The 18,019-nt window shown below is 37.3% G+C and carries 19 protein-coding genes; 18 read left to right on the top strand and 1 reads right to left on the bottom strand.

The window, feature by feature from the left end; translation table 11 throughout:
- The first annotated feature begins 5 nt into the window (after positions 1-5).
- From BBROOKSOX_RS02980 to BBROOKSOX_RS02960, 5 genes are all read left to right on the top strand, one after another.
- On the top strand, positions 6-1,115 hold the full coding sequence (locus BBROOKSOX_RS02980; protein ID WP_139659692.1) for an AAA family ATPase: 1,110 nt from the start codon (positions 6-8) through the stop codon (positions 1,113-1,115).
- Complete coding sequence (locus BBROOKSOX_RS02975) at positions 1,112-1,696, top strand: DUF4276 family protein (protein WP_139659691.1); 585 nt, start codon at positions 1,112-1,114, stop codon at positions 1,694-1,696. The genes BBROOKSOX_RS02980 and BBROOKSOX_RS02975 overlap by 4 nt, the downstream gene beginning before the upstream one ends.
- Before the next feature lie 147 nt (positions 1,697-1,843).
- Complete coding sequence (locus tag BBROOKSOX_RS02970; RefSeq protein ID WP_139659690.1) at positions 1,844-3,085, top strand: AAA family ATPase; 1,242 nt, start codon at positions 1,844-1,846, stop codon at positions 3,083-3,085.
- Positions 3,086-3,097: 12 nt separating this feature from the next.
- Positions 3,098-3,625, top strand: coding sequence for an RloB family protein (locus tag BBROOKSOX_RS02965; protein ID WP_139659689.1), 528 nt, complete (start codon positions 3,098-3,100; stop codon positions 3,623-3,625).
- A gap of 67 nt (positions 3,626-3,692) precedes the next feature.
- Entirely contained in the window at positions 3,693-6,815 is a 3,123-nt protein-coding gene (locus BBROOKSOX_RS02960) for a UvrD-helicase domain-containing protein (RefSeq protein WP_139659688.1), read from the top strand.
- Here BBROOKSOX_RS02960 and thiE read toward each other — a convergent pair.
- Positions 6,812-7,330 (bottom strand): thiamine phosphate synthase, encoded by a 519-nt coding sequence (gene thiE, locus BBROOKSOX_RS02955; RefSeq protein ID WP_257607742.1) that lies wholly within the window; start codon positions 7,328-7,330, stop codon positions 6,812-6,814. The genes BBROOKSOX_RS02960 and thiE overlap by 4 nt on opposite strands.
- 3 nt (positions 7,331-7,333) lie before the next feature.
- Here thiE and lptC point away from each other — a divergent pair, with 3 nt between their 5' ends.
- The 13 genes from lptC to BBROOKSOX_RS02890 form a co-directional block, all read left to right on the top strand.
- Positions 7,334-8,302, top strand: a complete 969-nt coding sequence (gene lptC / locus BBROOKSOX_RS02950) for an LPS export ABC transporter periplasmic protein LptC (RefSeq protein ID WP_257607741.1) — start codon at positions 7,334-7,336, stop codon at positions 8,300-8,302.
- Entirely contained in the window at positions 8,295-8,780 is a 486-nt protein-coding gene (gene lptA / locus BBROOKSOX_RS02945) for a lipopolysaccharide transport periplasmic protein LptA (protein WP_139659686.1), read from the top strand. Before lptC ends, lptA begins: the two co-directional genes overlap by 8 nt.
- A gap of 79 nt (positions 8,781-8,859) precedes the next feature.
- Positions 8,860-10,068, top strand: coding sequence for a sulfate adenylyltransferase (gene sat, locus BBROOKSOX_RS02940; RefSeq protein WP_139659685.1), 1,209 nt, complete (start codon positions 8,860-8,862; stop codon positions 10,066-10,068).
- Between the two features lie 184 nt (positions 10,069-10,252).
- Positions 10,253-11,017, top strand: a complete 765-nt coding sequence (locus BBROOKSOX_RS02935; RefSeq protein ID WP_139659702.1) for an adenylyl-sulfate reductase — start codon at positions 10,253-10,255, stop codon at positions 11,015-11,017.
- Positions 11,018-11,052: 35 nt separating this feature from the next.
- Entirely contained in the window at positions 11,053-11,532 is a 480-nt protein-coding gene (aprB, locus tag BBROOKSOX_RS02930) for an adenylyl-sulfate reductase subunit beta (RefSeq protein ID WP_139659684.1), read from the top strand.
- Entirely contained in the window at positions 11,532-13,409 is a 1,878-nt protein-coding gene (gene aprA / locus BBROOKSOX_RS02925) for an adenylyl-sulfate reductase subunit alpha (protein ID WP_139659683.1), read from the top strand. Before aprB ends, aprA begins: the two co-directional genes overlap by 1 nt.
- Positions 13,410-13,577: 168 nt before the next feature.
- Positions 13,578-13,934, top strand: coding sequence for a hypothetical protein (locus tag BBROOKSOX_RS02920; protein ID WP_139659682.1), 357 nt, complete (start codon positions 13,578-13,580; stop codon positions 13,932-13,934).
- 2 nt (positions 13,935-13,936) lie between these two features.
- The gene (locus tag BBROOKSOX_RS02915) at positions 13,937-14,452 is read left to right on the top strand and encodes an FKBP-type peptidyl-prolyl cis-trans isomerase (protein WP_139659681.1); all 516 of its coding nucleotides are present in this window, start codon (positions 13,937-13,939) and stop codon (positions 14,450-14,452) included.
- 18 nt (positions 14,453-14,470) lie between these two features.
- Positions 14,471-14,815 (top strand): hypothetical protein, encoded by a 345-nt coding sequence (locus BBROOKSOX_RS02910; RefSeq protein WP_139659680.1) that lies wholly within the window; start codon positions 14,471-14,473, stop codon positions 14,813-14,815.
- 181 nt (positions 14,816-14,996) lie between these two features.
- Positions 14,997-15,584: a thiol peroxidase gene (gene tpx / locus BBROOKSOX_RS02905; RefSeq protein WP_139659679.1), complete on the top strand. Its 588-nt coding sequence runs from the start codon at positions 14,997-14,999 to the stop codon at positions 15,582-15,584.
- A gap of 239 nt (positions 15,585-15,823) precedes the next feature.
- On the top strand, positions 15,824-15,994 hold the full coding sequence (locus BBROOKSOX_RS02900; RefSeq protein ID WP_218973692.1) for a hypothetical protein: 171 nt from the start codon (positions 15,824-15,826) through the stop codon (positions 15,992-15,994).
- Between the two features lie 95 nt (positions 15,995-16,089).
- Complete coding sequence (locus BBROOKSOX_RS02895; protein WP_139659678.1) at positions 16,090-16,605, top strand: hypothetical protein; 516 nt, start codon at positions 16,090-16,092, stop codon at positions 16,603-16,605.
- Between the two features lie 28 nt (positions 16,606-16,633).
- On the top strand, positions 16,634-18,019 hold a 1,386-nt coding region (locus BBROOKSOX_RS02890; RefSeq protein WP_306821328.1), incomplete at its 3' end, for a SpvB/TcaC N-terminal domain-containing protein.

The following is an 18,019-nucleotide window of genomic DNA, read 5'->3' as shown; positions in this document are numbered from 1 at the left end:
AAACAATGGACAATTTATCGCACATTAAAATCAAAGGCTTTAAATCTATTAAAGAGTTGGATTTAGAGATGCAACCGATTAATGTATTGATTGGGGCGAATGGTTCTGGGAAAAGTAACTTTATTTCCGTTTTTAGGCTGCTTGAAAATATCTATAATCAAAGGTTGCAATCTTATATTAAGCAAAATGGTGGTGCGGAACGGTTTCTATATTTTGGCAGAAAAACTACTGATGAAATCAGAATTAACTTAACCTTTTCAACAGGTAGAGATGTTGTTAATGGGTATCTTTCTGTGTTGCGAAAAGATAATGAAAACGATACCTTATACATTGAAGATTTTGCAAGCATTCACAACACAAAAAAGTATGAAAGCCCATATTATGATGAGATAACTTCAGGTTATGAAAGTTTAATTAAAAACCATATAAACGATATAGCAGGTTATTCCAAGGAGTTTTTAGAACAATGTAAATTGTATCATTTTCATGATACTTCTTCAGCCTCAGGGTTTAAATCATTTCAAGACATGGGGAAAAATAAATTTTTAGACAGTTTTGCGACTAACTTAGCCCCTTTTTTATATAAATTAAAGACAGACTTCATTTCTGATTATCAAAATATCGTGAGTGCCGTACAAACGGTTGCCCCGTATTTTCAAGATTTTGATTTTAATATTGAGGGTGAAAATATTCTTTTACGCTGGCAACATGTTAATGATTTAAGCAACTTAGGCTTTTCCGCACAAACTTTGTCTGATGGCACAGCGCGTTTTATCTGTATGGCAACGCTATTTTTACAACCCAAAGACTTGCGTCCTGCAACCATTGTGCTAGACGAACCAGAAATTGGATTACATCCAGACGCGTTGGTCGTGTTGTCTGAAATCATAAAAGCCATAGCCAATGACGGATCACAAGTGATTATTTCCACTCAATCTGTTGCACTGGCTAATTGTTTTGAGCCTGATGATTTTATTGTTGTAGATTACGAAGAGGGAGAATCTAAATTTGAAAGATTTGGCAAAGACAAACAGGAGGCACTAAAAGCGTGGCTTGAGAATTACCAAATGGGCACAACTTGGGAAGAAGGCTTGATTGGGGGTTTGCCAAAATGACAAGGTTGCTTATATCGGTAGAAGGAAAATCAGAATGGAAGTTTGTTGAACAAGTTTTACAGCCACATTTTGCAAATTTAGAGGTTTATATAAAGTTACACAATATGAAAGGTAATATTAGCATTGATAGAGTTAGTGGAAAATTAAATAGACTGATACATAATTTTGATTTTGTAACAACGCTTTATGATTTTTATGGTTTTAAGAGGCTGAGCGATAATGAAACCAAAAAAACTTTAGAAGAAAAAATTAAAAATGGCATTAAACAAGGGCAACAACATAAAATTATTCCTTATGTGCAAATGTATGAGTTTGAAGCGCTACTTTTTAGTGATAGTGTAAAAATGGCAAGTGGCTTAAAGACAAATCAAGGTTGGATTGATGAAGTTGTTAATGACTTTTCAGATTTAGAAACAATCAATAACTCTAAAGAAACTGCACCCTCTAAACGCATTGAAAATAATGCAACATACATAAAAACCCAACATGCACCAATAATTTTACAAGAGATCGGGCTACCAAAAATACGAGAAAAATGCCGAGGCTTTAACGCTTGGCTGGAACAATTAGAAAGTCTTTGAACGATTGCAATTCATTATTACTACTAAGCACATTATTCAAAATGGTTTGACTTTATTGAGCGTGTTTACATCTGTTAAAGCATAAATAAATTTGATTTTTTGACAAAAACTGTCATAATGTTAATTTTATTTTATTTTTAAACTAAAATGCTTTTAGAATTTAGTGTTACTAATTTTCGTTCAATTAAAGAAAAACAAACCCTTAGTTTGTTAAAAACTAAAAAGAATGAATTAGAAAATAATTTTACTGCCATTCCTTTATCTACAGGAAAAACCCTTGATGTGCTCAATAGTGCTGTTATTTATGGCGCTAATGCGAGCGGAAAATCTAATTTGATAAAGGTTTTAGGGGCTATGTTAAGAATTATTGAAAACTCTTTTAGTTATCAAGCAAACAAGGGTGTGAAATACATTGAGCCTTTTTTGCTTGCTAAAGACAGTGTAAATCAACCTACAGCGTTTGAATTAGATTTGATTGATGGTGGGGTTCGTTATGTCTATGGTTTTTCTGCTACGCAAGAAAAGATTATTGATGAATGGCTGTATCAATATCCAAAAGGCAGCCCACAAAACCTAATTGATAGAAAATCAACAAACCAATGGGGGACAATGAGTGCACTTAAAGGCAAGAAAAAGATTTGGCAAGAAAGCACCAAAGACAATTCATTGTTTTTGTCAACAGCCGTGCAGTTAAATAGTGAATCATTGGCAACTATTTTTTCTGCTATTGATAAGTTAAAAGGTCTATCTGATGATTTACCAGGTTTTTACTTTACTTGTCATCAAGCGAATGAAAATAAGGAAAGAAAAGAAGAAATTTTAGAATTTATGAAAACAGCTGATATAGGCATTGAGGATTTTGTTGTATCTAAGGAGACAGCGGAGGAAGCAAAAATTTCTGATGAAATGAAGGGGCTTTTAGTAAAAAAAGGTGAAGATTTATCAAAAATTAAGCTTTTTAAAGTAGAATCTCAACATACATCTGATGATGGCAGTGTGGTGTCTTTTGATTTTAGAGAACAAGAATCAGAGGGAACACAAAGATTATTTAAACTTTCAGGTCCATGGTTGGAGGTATTAGAAAAAGGCTATTGCTTGGTAATGGATGAGTTACATAATAGTTTGCATCCAAAGTTAGTGGCATATTTAGTGAGTATGTTTCATAATCCAGAGATTAACAAACACGGCGCGCAACTTATTTTTGTTACTCATGAGACCTCACTCCTTAATCAAGACACCTTTAGGAAAGATCAAGTGTGGTTTTGTGAAAAGGAAAACAATGTCACTGAATTGTTTTCTCTTGCTGATTTCAAGGTTAGAAAAGGCGTAGATAATTTGGAAAGCGCCTATCTTTCAGGTCGCTATGGTGCAGTGCCATATTTGAAATAACAAGATAACAAGATGGCAAGATGCAAGATAAAATCCGGTTATAACCCTAGGAAAACTGCAACAATAGAGCCTTATGATAAAGTCTTGATTGTTTGTGAAGGCGGAACTGAGGTTAACTATTTTAAGGGATTAATCGGAGATTTAAAATTAAGCACGGTTAATATTGAAATACTAGATATTAAGCAAAATACACCAGATAGTTTACTTAGAGAAGCAAAGCAGCTTTATCAAAAAGCAAAAAGATCAGGCAATCCCTATGATAGGGTTTATTGCGTTTTTGATAAGGACGGGCATTCAAAATATCAAAAGACTAAGGGTGATATTGAACAGATAAAAAAACCAAAAGATGTGTATCATTGTGTTTTTTCAGAACCTTGTTTTGAGTTTTGGTTATTGCTTCATTATAAAAAAACCGATAAACCCTTTACTAATTTTGACGAAATTAGAAAGGATAAAGATTTTAAAAAACATTTTCCAAATTACGACAAGTCAAAAAATAATTTTAATGATTTAAAAGATAGAATATCAACTGCGTGCTAAAATGCGAAAAATAATCAGCATACTAATGTTAATGAATTAGTAGAATATCTACAAAATATTAAAAACCGTGAATGACCAAGCACAAAGAAACGAAGCCCTAGACATTAGCCAGTCTTTTATCGTGCAAGCCCCAGCGGGCTCAGGCAAAACAGAGTTATTAACGCAACGCTATTTAAAGTTGTTGTCAGTATCTGATGAGCCTGAGAATATCATGGCAATGACATTCACCAATAAGGCAGTTGATGAGATGACTCAGCGTGTTTTGTTGGCGTTGAAATCCAGTTTTGAGCCTAAGCCAAAAGCACCACACAAACAAATAACTTATGAATTAGCATCGCAAGCAATGCAGCGTTCGGATGAGCGGGGATGGCAGTTATTACAAAACCCGAGGCGATTGAAAATATCTACTATTGATGGGCTTTACAACCTGATTAACAATCGTTATCCTTTGCCATCACAGCTTGTGCCACGCCAAATTATGGCTGAGAATTGGGCACGCGATAATGCGTATCAATATGCCACTGAGCAAGTACTATTGATGATTGATGATAAGCAACAAGGCGGAGCAATTGCTGATTTGTTATTACATTTGGATAACAATGTTGGTAGTTTTCAGAAGTTAGTGGTGCAAATGTTGTCTAAACGAGACCAGTGGCTAACGCGTTTGTACCGCGATGGCGTGATAGATCCAAAAGTGTTGCAGGATACGGCTAAGGCGATTGTTATCAAAAGTCTTGAGGAATTGCACGGTTTGGCAGCGTTGTATTTTCAGGCAGATTTTTTTGCACTTATGTTGTCCGATAAGGATTTAAATTTCAATAAGATAACATCGTTACCCAGTGTGGATTGTGCGGATTTGGAAAAGTGGAAGTTGATTGCTGCCTTCTGTTTGACTAAGAAAGACGGTTGGCGTAAGACTTTGGAAAAAAAATTACCGACAGAATTTTTTGATGAATCGTTAAGATTAAGATTGGTGCAATTAAACACTTTGCCAGATGTAGAATTTTCGCAAGAACAGTCTACTATTTTACGGGCAATTGCCAAGGTGCTAAAGTTGAGCGTGGCGCATTTGAATGTGTATTTTGAGCAGGAACAAGCACATGATTTTATTGAAGTAGCACTGAATGCCAGTCAGGCGTTAGACGAAGAACAAGGCGTGAGCGACATTGCTTTGTTTTTGGATTACAAAATTCAGCATTTATTAATTGATGAGTTCCAAGACACTTCAGCATCGCAATTTAATACCATTGAAAAGTTGATTAACCAATGGCAAGATGGTGATGGCAAAACGCTATTTTTGGTGGGCGATCCGATGCAGTCAATCTATCGATTTAGAGAGTCACAGGTAGGTTTATTTTTGCAGGTGAAGGAAGAAGGTATTGCCAGTATCCAACCAAAATCGTTAGTATTGAGTACTAATTTTCGTTCTTCAAGAAGTATTGTTGAGGGTAATAATGCTCTTTTTAGTAAAATATTTCCAGAAAATAATGATGTGCATCAAGGTGCAATTTCGTATGCCAATTCGCAATCAAGCTCAAATGAAGAAGATAAAAATGCCATTGTTTTTTATCCCTTTGCTGCCGAGCAACTTTTACTTGAAGCAAAAACAGTTAGTAAGATTGTTCAAACTTCTTTGCAAAATAATAAGGGCGGTACGATAGCTGTCTTAGTGCGTGCTCGTTCACATTTAGAAAGCATTGCACAACAACTTAAGGACGATAATATCGATTTTGAGTCAGTTGAGATTACCAAATTGCAAAACCATTTATTAACGCGTGATTTATTTTCACTCACTCAGGCGTTATTGCATTTAGGTGATAAGTTGGCATGGTTAAGTGTCTTACGCGCACCTTGGTGTGGGCTGGTATTGAATGATTTGTTGGTCTTGTCTGAGTGTGATGATTGTATTATTTATCAGCAACTGAGTGATGAGACTATCTTGGTACAACTCAGCGAAGATGGGCAAAAACGAGCCAAACATTTGCACGCCTGTTTGCACGATGTTGTCAATAATCAAGGGCGATTTAATTTTGTTGAATTGTTGAGCTATGCGCTGAGCCAATTGGGCTTAACTAACGACACATTGTCAAACACCGAACTAGAAATTAAAGACGAATTTTTGAAAATTATTCACAACTGTGAAACGCAGCAAATGCTCAATACAAAAACCATTGAGAGTGCGATGAAAAACTTATATGCACCAAGTGACAAGGCATTGGTTAAGTTAATGACTATTCACCAATCAAAGGGACTGGAGTTTGACAGTGTCATTATTCCTAGCCTAGGCAAGAGCGCCCGAAGTAACGACAGTCCGATAATGCAACTGCGTGAGTTTTCTAATAAATCTTTGCTATTAGCCCCCATCAAGCCAGCTGTTGATACGAATGAAAGTGGCACTTACACCTACTTAAAATTTATTGAATCTCAACAAGACAAGTTTGAAACCATGCGTTTGTTGTATGTAGCAATGACCCGTGCTAAGTCAAACTTGCATTTATTGGGTGCAGTCAATAAATCTGGCAAGAGTATTAAAGGCTCTTTTTTGCATTTATTGATGCCTTTTTATGCCAATGTTTTTGAAGGCATTGATAAGATATCTGATACGGTGGAAGATGTCCAAGCGCCCTTATTAAAACGATTTTCTCAAATGAAAACACCAATCAATAAAACACCAGAACAAGGCGAGTTTATTGAATACCAACAAAACTTTGAGCGCTTATTCAAGAGTGCTTTAGGCACTTTAGTGCATCAATATTATGAACAAGAATTATTCACACCGAGTATTCAAAATATTCGTAATCGCCTAATTGAGATTGGCACATCACCTAAAGATATTGAGCGTTGGTCGGTGTTTATTATCAAACTGCTAGAGAACACTAAAAATGATGAAAAATTTGATTGGTTATTTAAACAACGAGACAGTACCCAAACTGAAGCCGAGTTTATCGTAGACGCACGCACCATTGCCATCGACAGATTGTTTATTGATGCAGGCACGCTTTGGGTAATTGACTTTAAAACCACTGAACCTGCTGAAAATGAACCACTAAATAAATTCATCCAACGCCAACAAAACCAGCACGCCAAACAACTACGCTTCTACAAGACAACACTCTGTGAAATTTATAAAATCCCAGTACGCTGCGCCCTCTATTGTCCTAGTGTTAGTCAGTTGATTGAAATAACCTAATCCCACAAAGCAGCAATCATTGCCACTGCACTGCAACCTGCATCAAACGCTTGCTGTTGATTGTCAAAGTTAATACCACCAATGCCAACAATGGGAATATCCAGTATTTGTCGTGCTTGGGCAACAACATTTAAATGACATTGGGGAGCATCAGGTTTGGTGACTGATGGGAATAATGCACCAAATGCCACATAGTTTGCGTCTTGATTTTGTGCGCTTTGCGCTAAGTCAATAGCGTTGTAGCAGGACACGCCAATAACAGCATCTATCCCCAATTGTTCGCGTGCTTGTTGGATTGATGCATCATTTTTACCCAAATGCACGCCATCGGCAGAGATTTTTTTCGCTAGGTTAATATCATCATTGATGATAAATAAAGTATGATGTTTTAAACATAGTTGTTGTAGTTGTAAGCTTTCGTTAAGTTGTGTTTGCACATCAACTGTTTTGTGTCGGTATTGCAATAGTTTAATATTATGTTGCACGATAGTTTTTTCAACAGTTTTAATGTTCAAGCTATGGTTTGGCGTTATGGCGTAGATGCCACTTATTTTATGGTTATGATTAATTTTCACTTAAGACGAAATTTATTAGTTGCGGTTTTTATTATAGTGCCGATTGGTGTTGTGTGGCTTTTTATAACGCTGGTTTCATCTATATTTATATCTGATGACAATATGAACCTAGGTGAAGCCACCAACTATATTGAAAAAATTGATAATTTTGTCTTGCAAGAATTCAACAACAAACAACAACTTGTGTATCTTATTGAAGCCAAAAACTATTTTAATTTTAAACAAGCCCCTGCCCTGCTGATAGAGCCAATGGTTACCACCTATAATGAAAAAGGTGGAGAGTTCTACACCATGACTTCCAAGCGTGCTCATTATTTAGGCAATGGTGAAATCAAATTTAAAGGTAAAGTTGATATTAAATCCAATACAGGGGCTGTTTATAAAATGCAGGCTAAAGAACTGTTGATAAATACCAAAACCAGTGACTTGAGTAGTCGAAAAGAAATCACTTATTTTGATGAACATAGCAAAGTTTTTGCACAAGGTATGACCATGATAGATATAAAAGATAAAATGCAGTTGTGGGGAAAAATCAGCATCAGTCAGAATGGCGGGCAAGAAATATTAACCCGTGATTTAACGATTGATCAATCAAACGCTCAAAAGCATTATTATTCTAAAAACGATACTACTTATATAGCAAATGGCAATAAAATTTATGCACAGGGCATTGATATGAATAAAAATCTTGTGAAGTTGCTTAACACGGTAAAAATTGTGCAAAAATCAGGGTCAAAAATTAACACTAAAAATTTAATGATTGACCAATCAAATGATAAAGAAATTTATAGCACTAAAGAAAAGGTACATTATCAATCTAAGGCAGTAGATATTTATTCAACAGGGATGCATTTTAATGCCAAAGCTAAAAAAGTTAAGTTAACAGGTGGCGTCATAGGGCATTATGAATAAGCTAATTTTTCTATTTTTGTCATTACTGTCTTTTGCATTGCATGCATTAATGGGTGATCATAAAGCATTTGTTGATGTGAAAGCACAAACTGTGGTCATTGACGAGCCCCGTGGGCTTAGCACTTACACAGGTAATGCTGAGGTAACAAAAGGCTCTTTGGTACTAAGTGCTGAAGAAATACAAATTTTTAGTGTTAAACAAACTGTCAGTAAGATAATTGCCAAAGGCAGCAAAAAAAAATTAGCGCATTACAAGCAGAGCCAACCTAATCAAGTGCGTTCTGTTGAGGCGAATGCTCAGACTATTACCTATTTTGCCAACCAGCAACTTGTGCGCCTTGAAGGTAATGCACATCTTATTCAAGGCCTTGATTCCTTTAGTGGCAGTATTTTGAGTTACGATATTAAGAAGGATAAAATGGTTGCCGAGAAAGCTAAGAACGGCGATCAGCGTATTAAATTTAAAATCAACTTGTAATGCTTTCATAAAAAATACTACCATCAAAAGAGCGGCTATCGGTATAATTTTGTCTTTTTAAATCAATATAGGATTAGACATGTCAAAATTAGTCCCCCCACATGGTAGCGATACAATCAACGAATTAGCGTTATCAGGTGATGCTTTAACAGCAGAGCTAGCAAGAGCACAGTCACTACCAAAAATTACTTGTTCTTCTAGAGAAGAAGGTGATATTGTTATGTTAGGTATCGGTGGTTTCAATCCATTAGATGGCTTTATGGGTAAAGCCGATTGGGAGGGTGTTTGTGATAATATGACAATGACAAATGGTTTATTTTGGCCAATCCCTGTGACCTTATCTACTAACGATGAAGATGTACAAGCCGGTGATGAAGTTGCTATTGTCAGTGGTAAATCTGGCGATATTCTTGCAACAATGCAGGTAACTGAGAAGTATTCGATTGACAAGGCACATGAGTGTGAAACAGTGTTCAAAACAACGGAAGATGCACACCCAGGCGTTGTAATGGTGATGGCACAAGGTGAATACAACCTTGCAGGACCGATTAAAGTATTGTCAGACGGTGGCTTCCCAGCAAAATTTGGTGACTTATATATGACCCCTGCTGAGACGCGTGCTTATTTTGATGACAAAGGTTGGAAAACAATCGCAGCCTTTCAAACGCGTAACCCAATGCACCGTTCACATGAATACTTAGCCAAAATTGCAGTAGAGATTTGTGATGGTGTCATGATTCATTCAGTATTAGGTGGACTTAAGGCAGGTGATATTCCTGCTGATGTGCGCTCAGAAGCAATTTCGGTATTAATTGATAACTATTTTGTTGACAACACTATATTGCAATCTGGTTATCCATTAGATATGCGTTATGCAGGTCCGCGTGAAGCCTTGTTGCATGCATTGTTTAGACAAAACTATGGCTGTTCACACCTGATTGTTGGTCGTGATCACGCAGGTGTTGATGACTACTATGGTCCATTTGATGCACACAATATCTTTGATGAGATTCCAAGTGATGCATTGGTGACACAACCCCTTAAAATTGATTGGACTTTTTGGTGTCATGAATGTGGCGGCATGTCTTCAATGAAGACTTGCCCACATGAAGCGAAGGATCGTGTTTTATTATCAGGCACTAAAGTTCGTAAGATGCTTTCAGATGGTGAAGATTTACCACAAGAGTTTTCACGCCCTGAAGTGGCTAAGGTTCTGCAAGCTTATTATGCTAGCATTAATGATGAAGATAAAGTAGAAATTAAATTGAGTGGGCACTCAGCAAAGTAAAAAATAAATTTATTTTTTAAAATAAGTAAATATTAGTATATAATTGTTTGGTTATCAAGTTTTAAGCTTAATAATTTTTTAATGTGATTCACAACTGATTATACAAACCTAAAGGAGGAATGAAACTATGATCACTAACACCCCAATCGCCGCGCTAAATGCAGCCGGTATTTCATACGAAACAATGCAAACTTATGTGATGATAATGGTTGCTCTTGTTATCGTTATGACAATCATGGATATGTTACATAAAAAAAGTGCGAAGTTTTTCTTCGAAAGTGCAAATAAAGCAAAAGCAGACGCAGTCAATGAGTTGAGTGCTGGCGATAAAATCGGTATTGCAACTTCAACAATCGTAACAGATGTTGTTTCAGCTGGTGAATTTAAAAATCCAGTGCGTCGTCTTGTTCACTTGTTGACTATGTATGGTTTCATTTTATTCAATGCAGCAACAGCTGTTATGATCTTTAACGCCAATGGCGCTGATGCAATATGGACACAGGTATGGCATGTTGGTGCGATTATGCTGGCTGTTGGTAGTGTTTGGTTTTGGTTTGTATTTAAAGTTGATGTTGCTGCTGAAGGTAATTCTCCATTTAACATTGACCTTAAAAGAGACGCATTTAGTTTGTCATTAATGGCAACTTCTATTACAGCGCTAATTTGGTCTTACAATGGCAATTCAATGGGTTGGGAGTTCTTGCTGGTTATCCTTGCTACTGTTTCATTGTTTGGTGGTGTTTACTGGTCTAAGTTTTCACATATGTTCTTCAAGCCATTCGCTGCTTATGATAAGCGTATTAGAAAGGCGGACGGTTCTGCTGAAAACTTACCAACGTTGAACAGAGATGAGCCTGAACAACAAAAAAGACATTCTATGGAGTTGTTAGTAGACGCTCCAATGAATATGGGTCTTGGCATCAAGCGTGAAAAGCCAAACCATTACTAATTTTATAAACTAACTTAAGAGAAAGGAGAAATAATATGCCAACTTTTGTATATATGACTCGTTGTGATGGTTGTGGACATTGTGTAGATATCTGCCCATCTGACATTATGCATATCGATAAGAAATATCGTCGTGCACTAAACATTGAACCTAATATGTGTTGGGAGTGTTACTCATGTGTTAAAGCATGTCCACACCAAGCAATTGATGTTCGTGGCTATGCAGACTTTGCACCACTAGGACACAGTGTTCGTGTAATCCGTGATGAAGAAAAAGGCACGATTGCATGGAAAATTAAATTTAGAGATGGTCGGGAGAAGAACTTCTTATCACCAATCACGACTAAACCATGGGGTTCAACAATTCCTGACTTTAGAAACGAAGCAGAGCCTAGTGCTGAAATGCGCAACTCAGAGTTGTTAGCATTTGAACCAGAGTCAATTCGTTTGGATGATGGTGGCTTACATACGTTAAAGTCTAACGGTTTAGAACTTAAAGAAGGAGTGTACTACTAATGAGCTACAAGACAATTATTGAAGATAACATTGACATTTTAGTTGTTGGTGCAGGTTTAGGTGGTACAGGTGCCGCTTATGAAGCAAGATATTGGGGTCGCAATAAGAAGGTTATCATTGCCGAAAAAGCAAATATTGACCGAAGTGGCGCAGTTGCTCAAGGTCTATACGCGATTAACTGTTATATGGGTACTCGTTGGGGTGAAAACAATCCTGAAGACCATGTGCGTTATGCGCGTATGGATTTGATGGGTATGGTTCGTGAAGACTTAGCTTTTGATATGGCGCGTCATGTTGACTCTGCAGTGCATAAATTTGAAGAGTGGGGTTTGCCATTAATGAAAAATCCTGAAACTGGCTCATACATGCGTGAAGGTCGCTGGCAGATTATGATTCATGGTGAATCTTACAAGCCTATCGTTGCAGAAGCTGCGAAAGTGAATGCCGATAAGACATTTAACCGTATCATGGTGACACATTTGTTAATGGACGATGCTCAAGAAAATCGTGTTGCAGGCGCTGTTGGTTTTAATGTGCGTACAGGCAACTATCATGTATTCAAATCTAAAACAGTCATCGTTGGTGCTGGCGGTGCGTCTAACATCTTTAAACCGCGTTCAGTCGGTGAAGGTGCAGGTCGTGTATGGTATGCACCATGGTCTTCAGGTTCTGCTTATGCATTACTCATTGAAGCTGGCGCTAAGATGACACAAATGGAAAACCGTATCGTTCTTGCTCGATTTAAAGACGGTTATGGTCCCGTTGGTGCATATTTCTTACACCTTAAGACTTATACGCAAAATGCCTATGGCGACGAGTATGAGTCTAAGTGGTTCCCAGAATTAGCAGAAAGAGTGGGTAAGGCGTATCTTGATACTGAAAATCAACATTTCTCGCATAAACCAATTCCAACTTGCTTGCGTAACCATGCCTTCATCTCAGAAGTAGCTGCAGGTCGTGGTCCGATTCACATGGTAACTGTAGAGGCCTTCCAAGACCCACACTTAGAAGAAGTAGGATGGGAAAACTTCCTAGGTATGACTGTTGGTCAAGCGGTATTATGGGCTGCAACAGACATTGATCCTAAATACATCAACCCTGAGTTAACCACCTCTGAGCCGTATGTCATGGGTTCACACGCTACAGGCTGTGGTGCATGGTGTTCAGGCCCTGAAGATATTTCAGGCGGTATTCCTGAGTACTTCTGGGGTTATAACCGCATGATGACTGTTGATGGTTTATTTGGTGCAGGTGATGCAGTTGGTGGTACACCACACGCATTCTCATCAGGTTCATTTACCGAAGGTCGTTTGTCTGCGAAAGCTGCTTGTAAATATATCGATGATGGTAAAGCTGAAGGTATTAATATTTCTCAAAAGCAAATTGATGAGCGTAAAGCTGAAGTTTATAAGCCATTAGAGACTTATACAGTGGGCCGTAACGAAATCGTTGGCGGTACTGTATCTCCAAGTTACATTTTGCCAATGCCCGGCTTACAGCGTTTACAAAAGTTGATGGACGAGTATGCAGGTGGCGTAACAGTGCAGTATATGACCAATGACAAGCTTTTAAATATGGGTCTTCATAAGTTGAAGATTTTAGAAGAAGATTTAGAAAAAGTGGGTGCAGAAGACATTCACCAGTTGTTGCGTGCTTGGGAGCTTAAGCACCGTCATCGCACTTCTGAGTGTGTGGTTCAGCATACTTTGTTCCGTGAGGAAACTCGCTGGCCTGGTTACTACTATCGTGGTGATAAGATGAAACTTGACGATAAAAATTGGCATGTTTTGACGACTTCACAGCGTAATCGCACTACCGGTGAGTACAAGATGGAGAAGCAACCTTTGTATCACTTAGTTGGCGATAGTGAGAAGTAGAAATCTCGCTTAACAAAGACTTTTGATAAGTTTTTGTTGGAAACGATAAAAAACCAACATTTTTATGTTGGTTTTTTATTTTGTTTAAAAGAGACCTTTATATGCATTGAGTGAATGTTCAGTGTATATAGCGGTCTCAGAAAAAATAATTGAGCTAAGAATAAAAAAATGAATATTATTGAAAAAACAGATGAAGAGATATTGGCAGTGGCCAATCCATTTTGGAATGATTTGGTTAAATACTCTAACAATAAAAATTATGGTGCATTTACTCGAAATTTTTCTGAAGAAATGCTTCGTGGTGCCAATGAAATTGAAATGGGCAAACAATTTGCTCGCAGTAAATTAACCAAGGGTTTGGAAAAAGACCCTGAGTATTTGGGTATGATTCGTCGTGGCGAGCATGTTACTGTGCTTTATAAGCAAACCAATAAGAACATGGCAGGCAATGAGTATCTCGGTCGTTTGGTGTTAGGTTATGACGAAGATAATGAGATTAAAATCTTTGGCGCTACTATTTTTTAGCAATGAGTAAAATGGTTATTGAAGATGGTAAATTTGTTGAATTGACTTACAAAGTCATTGACAAAAAAACCAAAGATGTGTTGTCTGAAGTTGAGTTTCCGCTCGGTTACATACAGGGGATTAGCGAAGTCTTGTCCTCTGAGGTAACAGCAGAATTGGTAGGTCAAGAACAAGGTGATGTGATTGAGTTGCCGATTAACTGTGATGAAATTTATGGCCCTAGAGACGAATCATTGGTTTTTACCGATCACATTGATAATGTGCCAGAGGAATACAGAAAAATCGGCATGACTGTTACCATGGAAAATGAAGCGGGCGAACCTAAGGATTTTATTGTTACCCGTGTCGATGAAAATTCAGTTACCGTTGATGGCAACAACCCTATGTGCGGCAGAGAAGTGATTTTTATTTTACAAGTTATTACGGTGCGTGAACCAACCGATGAAGAAGCCACCGCTGGTGGGCCAATTGAAGATACGCCAGTGTTTGATATGCCAAATGCTCAAAAAATTCATTAATATTACCTTTATGTTATTATGGAAATAGACTTTACACAAACTGAAATTGACATTATCAAGAAACATGTTGATGGTCGTTGGCAAAAGAAAGACCATGGCGTGCATATGGGGGATATTGAAGTGGGGGGCAAAGAGAAGCCAGCAGCAATCTGGGAAGACACTTACTATACATTTATTATTATCAAGATAGCCGCTTTCACTTATAAAAATATGTTTTATTTTATGCGTGACAAGCGTTTTGACACAGGTACTGATGAGTACAGTGATTTAAACGAGTGCGTCGATTCCATTATGAAGGCACAGGCCGATTTCTCACTTTCAAAAAACACCAAAGGCTTAAAAGTGGAAATCAACAAAGAATAATTGATTACATTTTTAATGTAACAAAATAGCCTTAAACAAGGCACAGAAACATCCTGAAAATCAAAGAAAAAAGCAACTGAGAGCAGTTAGCAGGTTGTTTTTAAAAAGTCATTAAAATCAATTTTTTAAAAATACACGAGGTATAATGGCGTTTTATTAAAACTAAAGCAAAGGACAAAAAATGAAATCATTCAACAAATCAATACTTTTGGCGCTACTGACAATCTTAAGTATCACTGGAAGTTATGCCTCTAAAGGCTTAGAAACAATGTTTTTAGAACACAAGGTCGTTACAAACAGTCAAGGGTTAAAGATTGGAGATGATGCACCAAAATTTATTGTAATCTCAAATGACCTTAAAGAAGTTACGGTTGGTGGCGCTAAAAGCAAGGTTCAAATTATTGCCTTTGTCCCTTCTATTGATACCGATACTTGTGCATTAGAAACGGTTTATTTTAATAAGCGTGTTGCCAAAATGAACAATGTTGAAATAAATATTATTTCTAAGGACACCCCTTTTGCATTTTCTAGATTTTGTAAAGCAAATGATGTGAAAAATATCAACACACTTTCAGACTACAAAGGAGCAAGTAACGCAAGAAAATATGGCTCTGTTATTGTCTCACCTAAATTTTTAGAAGAATTTTTTGCCAGAACTGTTTATATAGTGGATACAAAAGGAAAAATCGCCTATAAGCAAGTTATTGCACACATAGAAAAAGAGCCGAATTATAAGGACATTCTTGCAGCGCTTAAAGGCATTAAATAGAGACCCCAGTTTAGAAGTTGGAAGAAGTTGATTGTAGTTTCTTTGGATACGGTTGATTTATTGATGTCAATATTATCAGCAATGAATGAGCGTACCATACTCTGTTTTTAAGTATCAATAAATATGGTGAGACTTTTGCATAAATAGGAACAATCATCATAAACCCACTTTTCACTCACTTGGCGATTTTTTAAACCCAGCCTTAGCCCTGCTAGGATAAGGTTTAAAGAAATTACCCATTGGGCAAAAATTGGATTTTGCTAATCATCCCTATTTATGCAAAGGTCTCATGGCATCTCTACTCTGTTTGTATTGGTTCATTTATGCACCTTTTCACTAGAGTTAAAAAAATAAATGATACCTACGACATCTTGCCATTTTTAGGGGTAAAAGTTGCACTTAGAGTTTGAATAGGAAATTTGTTGTTGCAAATAAAATGATTATCAGTTATAATTTACCAAGTTTCAGTTACATAAATTTTATGTTTTTCACGCAACATTAATAAATGACCCAGACACAACAAAGATCCTTAATTTCCATTGCTTTTATTGCATTAATAGCTGGTCTTATTATCTCTTTAAATGTAGATAATCAGGATGCCCAATCTGGTGTTTCAGTTATTACCCCATCTAATACAAATACCTCAGTTGATAACCATACACCAGTAACACCCGCCACCAATACACCAGCCAATACCAAACAAACCCAAGACCCATTTAACCCCAACAACAACTCAAACCAAGCAAGTAGCGAGACTGTCAATAATGACCCGCGTTTACCACCAGGCTTCCCTAAGCCACTACCACCACTAGATAAAGAAGAAATCAAACAAACAGATGCACTCATTGCCGAGGCAGACGGCATTATTGCTAAGATGGACAGTCTTATTGCTGGGCTAGATCTGCCAGCGGTGCCATTGAGCGAGCAACAACAACAAGAATTAGACAAACAACGAGCCATCCAGCAACAAAAGATTAAAGACATTAAAGCACAACTAGACGCTTTAAGACAAGATTTGTAAAAACAATACACATAACCAAGGATTAACAATGATGAAAATTAAAATACTCAACAAACTGTTTACAATAAGTACACTGGCATTATTAAAACGCATCAAAACACTACTTGCCACAAGTCTTACAACGCTGTTTTTAGGCTTATCAAGTTTATTCCCGTATCAAGCTTTTAGTACTACTGATTCTGAATCATTACCCATTATTGATACTTCGGCTTTAGTGGGCTCTACAACAGGTGCCCTTAGTATCGGGCAAGGTGCCGCTAACTATGCCATTCCAATTACTGTGCCACCAGGTATCAGTGGCATGAAACCAGAGCTCTCAATCAATTATAACTCTAACTCAGGTAATGGGTTGCTTGGCGTAGGATTTGGACTAGGTGGTTTATCAGCCATTCATCGTTGTAGTAAAACCATCGCGATTGATGGTGTGAAAGGTGGGGTTAATTATGATGATAATGACAGATATTGCCTAGATGGTCAACGCCTAATTGCCATCAGTGGGCAAAATGGTAAATCAGGTTCAGAATACCGCACCGAGATTGAGACCTTTAGTAGAGTTAAATTCACGGGTAATCATTGGACAGCTGAAACCAAAAGCGGACAAACCTTTGAGTATGGTAATACGGATGATTCCAAGATTGAAGCACAAGGCAAATCCATTGTTAGACTTTGGGCAGTGAATAAAATCACCGATGCTAGCAACAATGCCATTAATTATATTTATAATGAAGACAAAACGAAGGGCGAGTACACTTTACAGCGGATTAACTATGGCAACAACTCAGTTAGATTGACTTATGCAGACAGAAATGATACGCATACTTCTTATCTAGCAGGCAGTAAGTTACAACAAACTAAACGCTTAAATAATATTATTACTTATGCAAATGACAATAGCATTAGAACCTATGATTTAGAATATCAATATTATGGCACACCTAAGAAGAGTCAATTAACTTCAATTCAAGAATGTACTAATAATGGACGCTGCCTGCCAAAAACGAAGTTTAGATGGAACAACGAAGAAGCATCATTTGGTGTTAACGGCAAGCAATGGCAATCCAATCTAGGTGGCAACAGCAATTGGAAAAACCGTCCAACGCACGGAAACGGCGAATCCTCTATGTTGATTGACATCAATGGCGACGGCTTACCTGATCGAGTATTTGACCAAAACCCAAAGACCGGTCAAGCAGGGTTTTTTGTCTATCTTAATACAGGCAATGGCTTCGATAATGGCAAGCAATGGCAATCTAATCTAGGCGGTCCCGGAAATTGGAAAAACCGCCCAACGCACGAAAACGGCGAATATTCTATGTTGATTGACATAAATGGCGACGGTTTACCTGATCGAGTCTTTGACAGAAACCCAAAGACTAACCAAACAGGGTTGTTTGTCTATCTTAATACAGGCGAT

The organism is bacterium endosymbiont of Bathymodiolus sp. 5 South, assembly GCF_900128535.1.
GTDB lineage: Bacteria > Pseudomonadota > Gammaproteobacteria > PS1 > Pseudothioglobaceae > Thiodubiliella.
Note: the sequence above shows the minus strand (reverse complement) of the source record. Positions and strands in the feature narration are given on the sequence as shown.

Excerpts from the sequence above, each read along its gene's own strand:
- tpx (WP_139659679.1), top strand. The coding sequence starts at position 14,997 with ATGAAATCATTCAACAAATCAATACTTTTGGCGCTACTGACAATCTTA.
- lptC (WP_257607741.1), top strand. The coding sequence starts at position 7,334 with ATGGTTTGGCGTTATGGCGTAGATGCCACTTATTTTATGGTTATGATT.
- BBROOKSOX_RS02975 (WP_139659691.1), top strand. The coding sequence starts at position 1,112 with ATGACAAGGTTGCTTATATCGGTAGAAGGAAAATCAGAATGGAAGTTT.
- BBROOKSOX_RS02895 (WP_139659678.1), top strand. The coding sequence starts at position 16,090 with ATGACCCAGACACAACAAAGATCCTTAATTTCCATTGCTTTTATTGCA.
- BBROOKSOX_RS02965 (WP_139659689.1), top strand. The coding sequence starts at position 3,098 with ATGGCAAGATGCAAGATAAAATCCGGTTATAACCCTAGGAAAACTGCA.
- BBROOKSOX_RS02915 (WP_139659681.1), top strand. The coding sequence starts at position 13,937 with ATGAGTAAAATGGTTATTGAAGATGGTAAATTTGTTGAATTGACTTAC.
- BBROOKSOX_RS02970 (WP_139659690.1), top strand. The coding sequence starts at position 1,844 with ATGCTTTTAGAATTTAGTGTTACTAATTTTCGTTCAATTAAAGAAAAA.
- BBROOKSOX_RS02920 (WP_139659682.1), top strand. The coding sequence starts at position 13,578 with ATGAATATTATTGAAAAAACAGATGAAGAGATATTGGCAGTGGCCAAT.
- lptA (WP_139659686.1), top strand. The coding sequence starts at position 8,295 with ATGAATAAGCTAATTTTTCTATTTTTGTCATTACTGTCTTTTGCATTG.
- BBROOKSOX_RS02980 (WP_139659692.1), top strand. The coding sequence starts at position 6 with ATGGACAATTTATCGCACATTAAAATCAAAGGCTTTAAATCTATTAAA.
- BBROOKSOX_RS02935 (WP_139659702.1), top strand. The coding sequence starts at position 10,253 with ATGCAAACTTATGTGATGATAATGGTTGCTCTTGTTATCGTTATGACA.
- aprB (WP_139659684.1), top strand. The coding sequence starts at position 11,053 with ATGCCAACTTTTGTATATATGACTCGTTGTGATGGTTGTGGACATTGT.
- BBROOKSOX_RS02910 (WP_139659680.1), top strand. The coding sequence starts at position 14,471 with ATGGAAATAGACTTTACACAAACTGAAATTGACATTATCAAGAAACAT.
- aprA (WP_139659683.1), top strand. The coding sequence starts at position 11,532 with ATGAGCTACAAGACAATTATTGAAGATAACATTGACATTTTAGTTGTT.
- sat (WP_139659685.1), top strand. The coding sequence starts at position 8,860 with ATGTCAAAATTAGTCCCCCCACATGGTAGCGATACAATCAACGAATTA.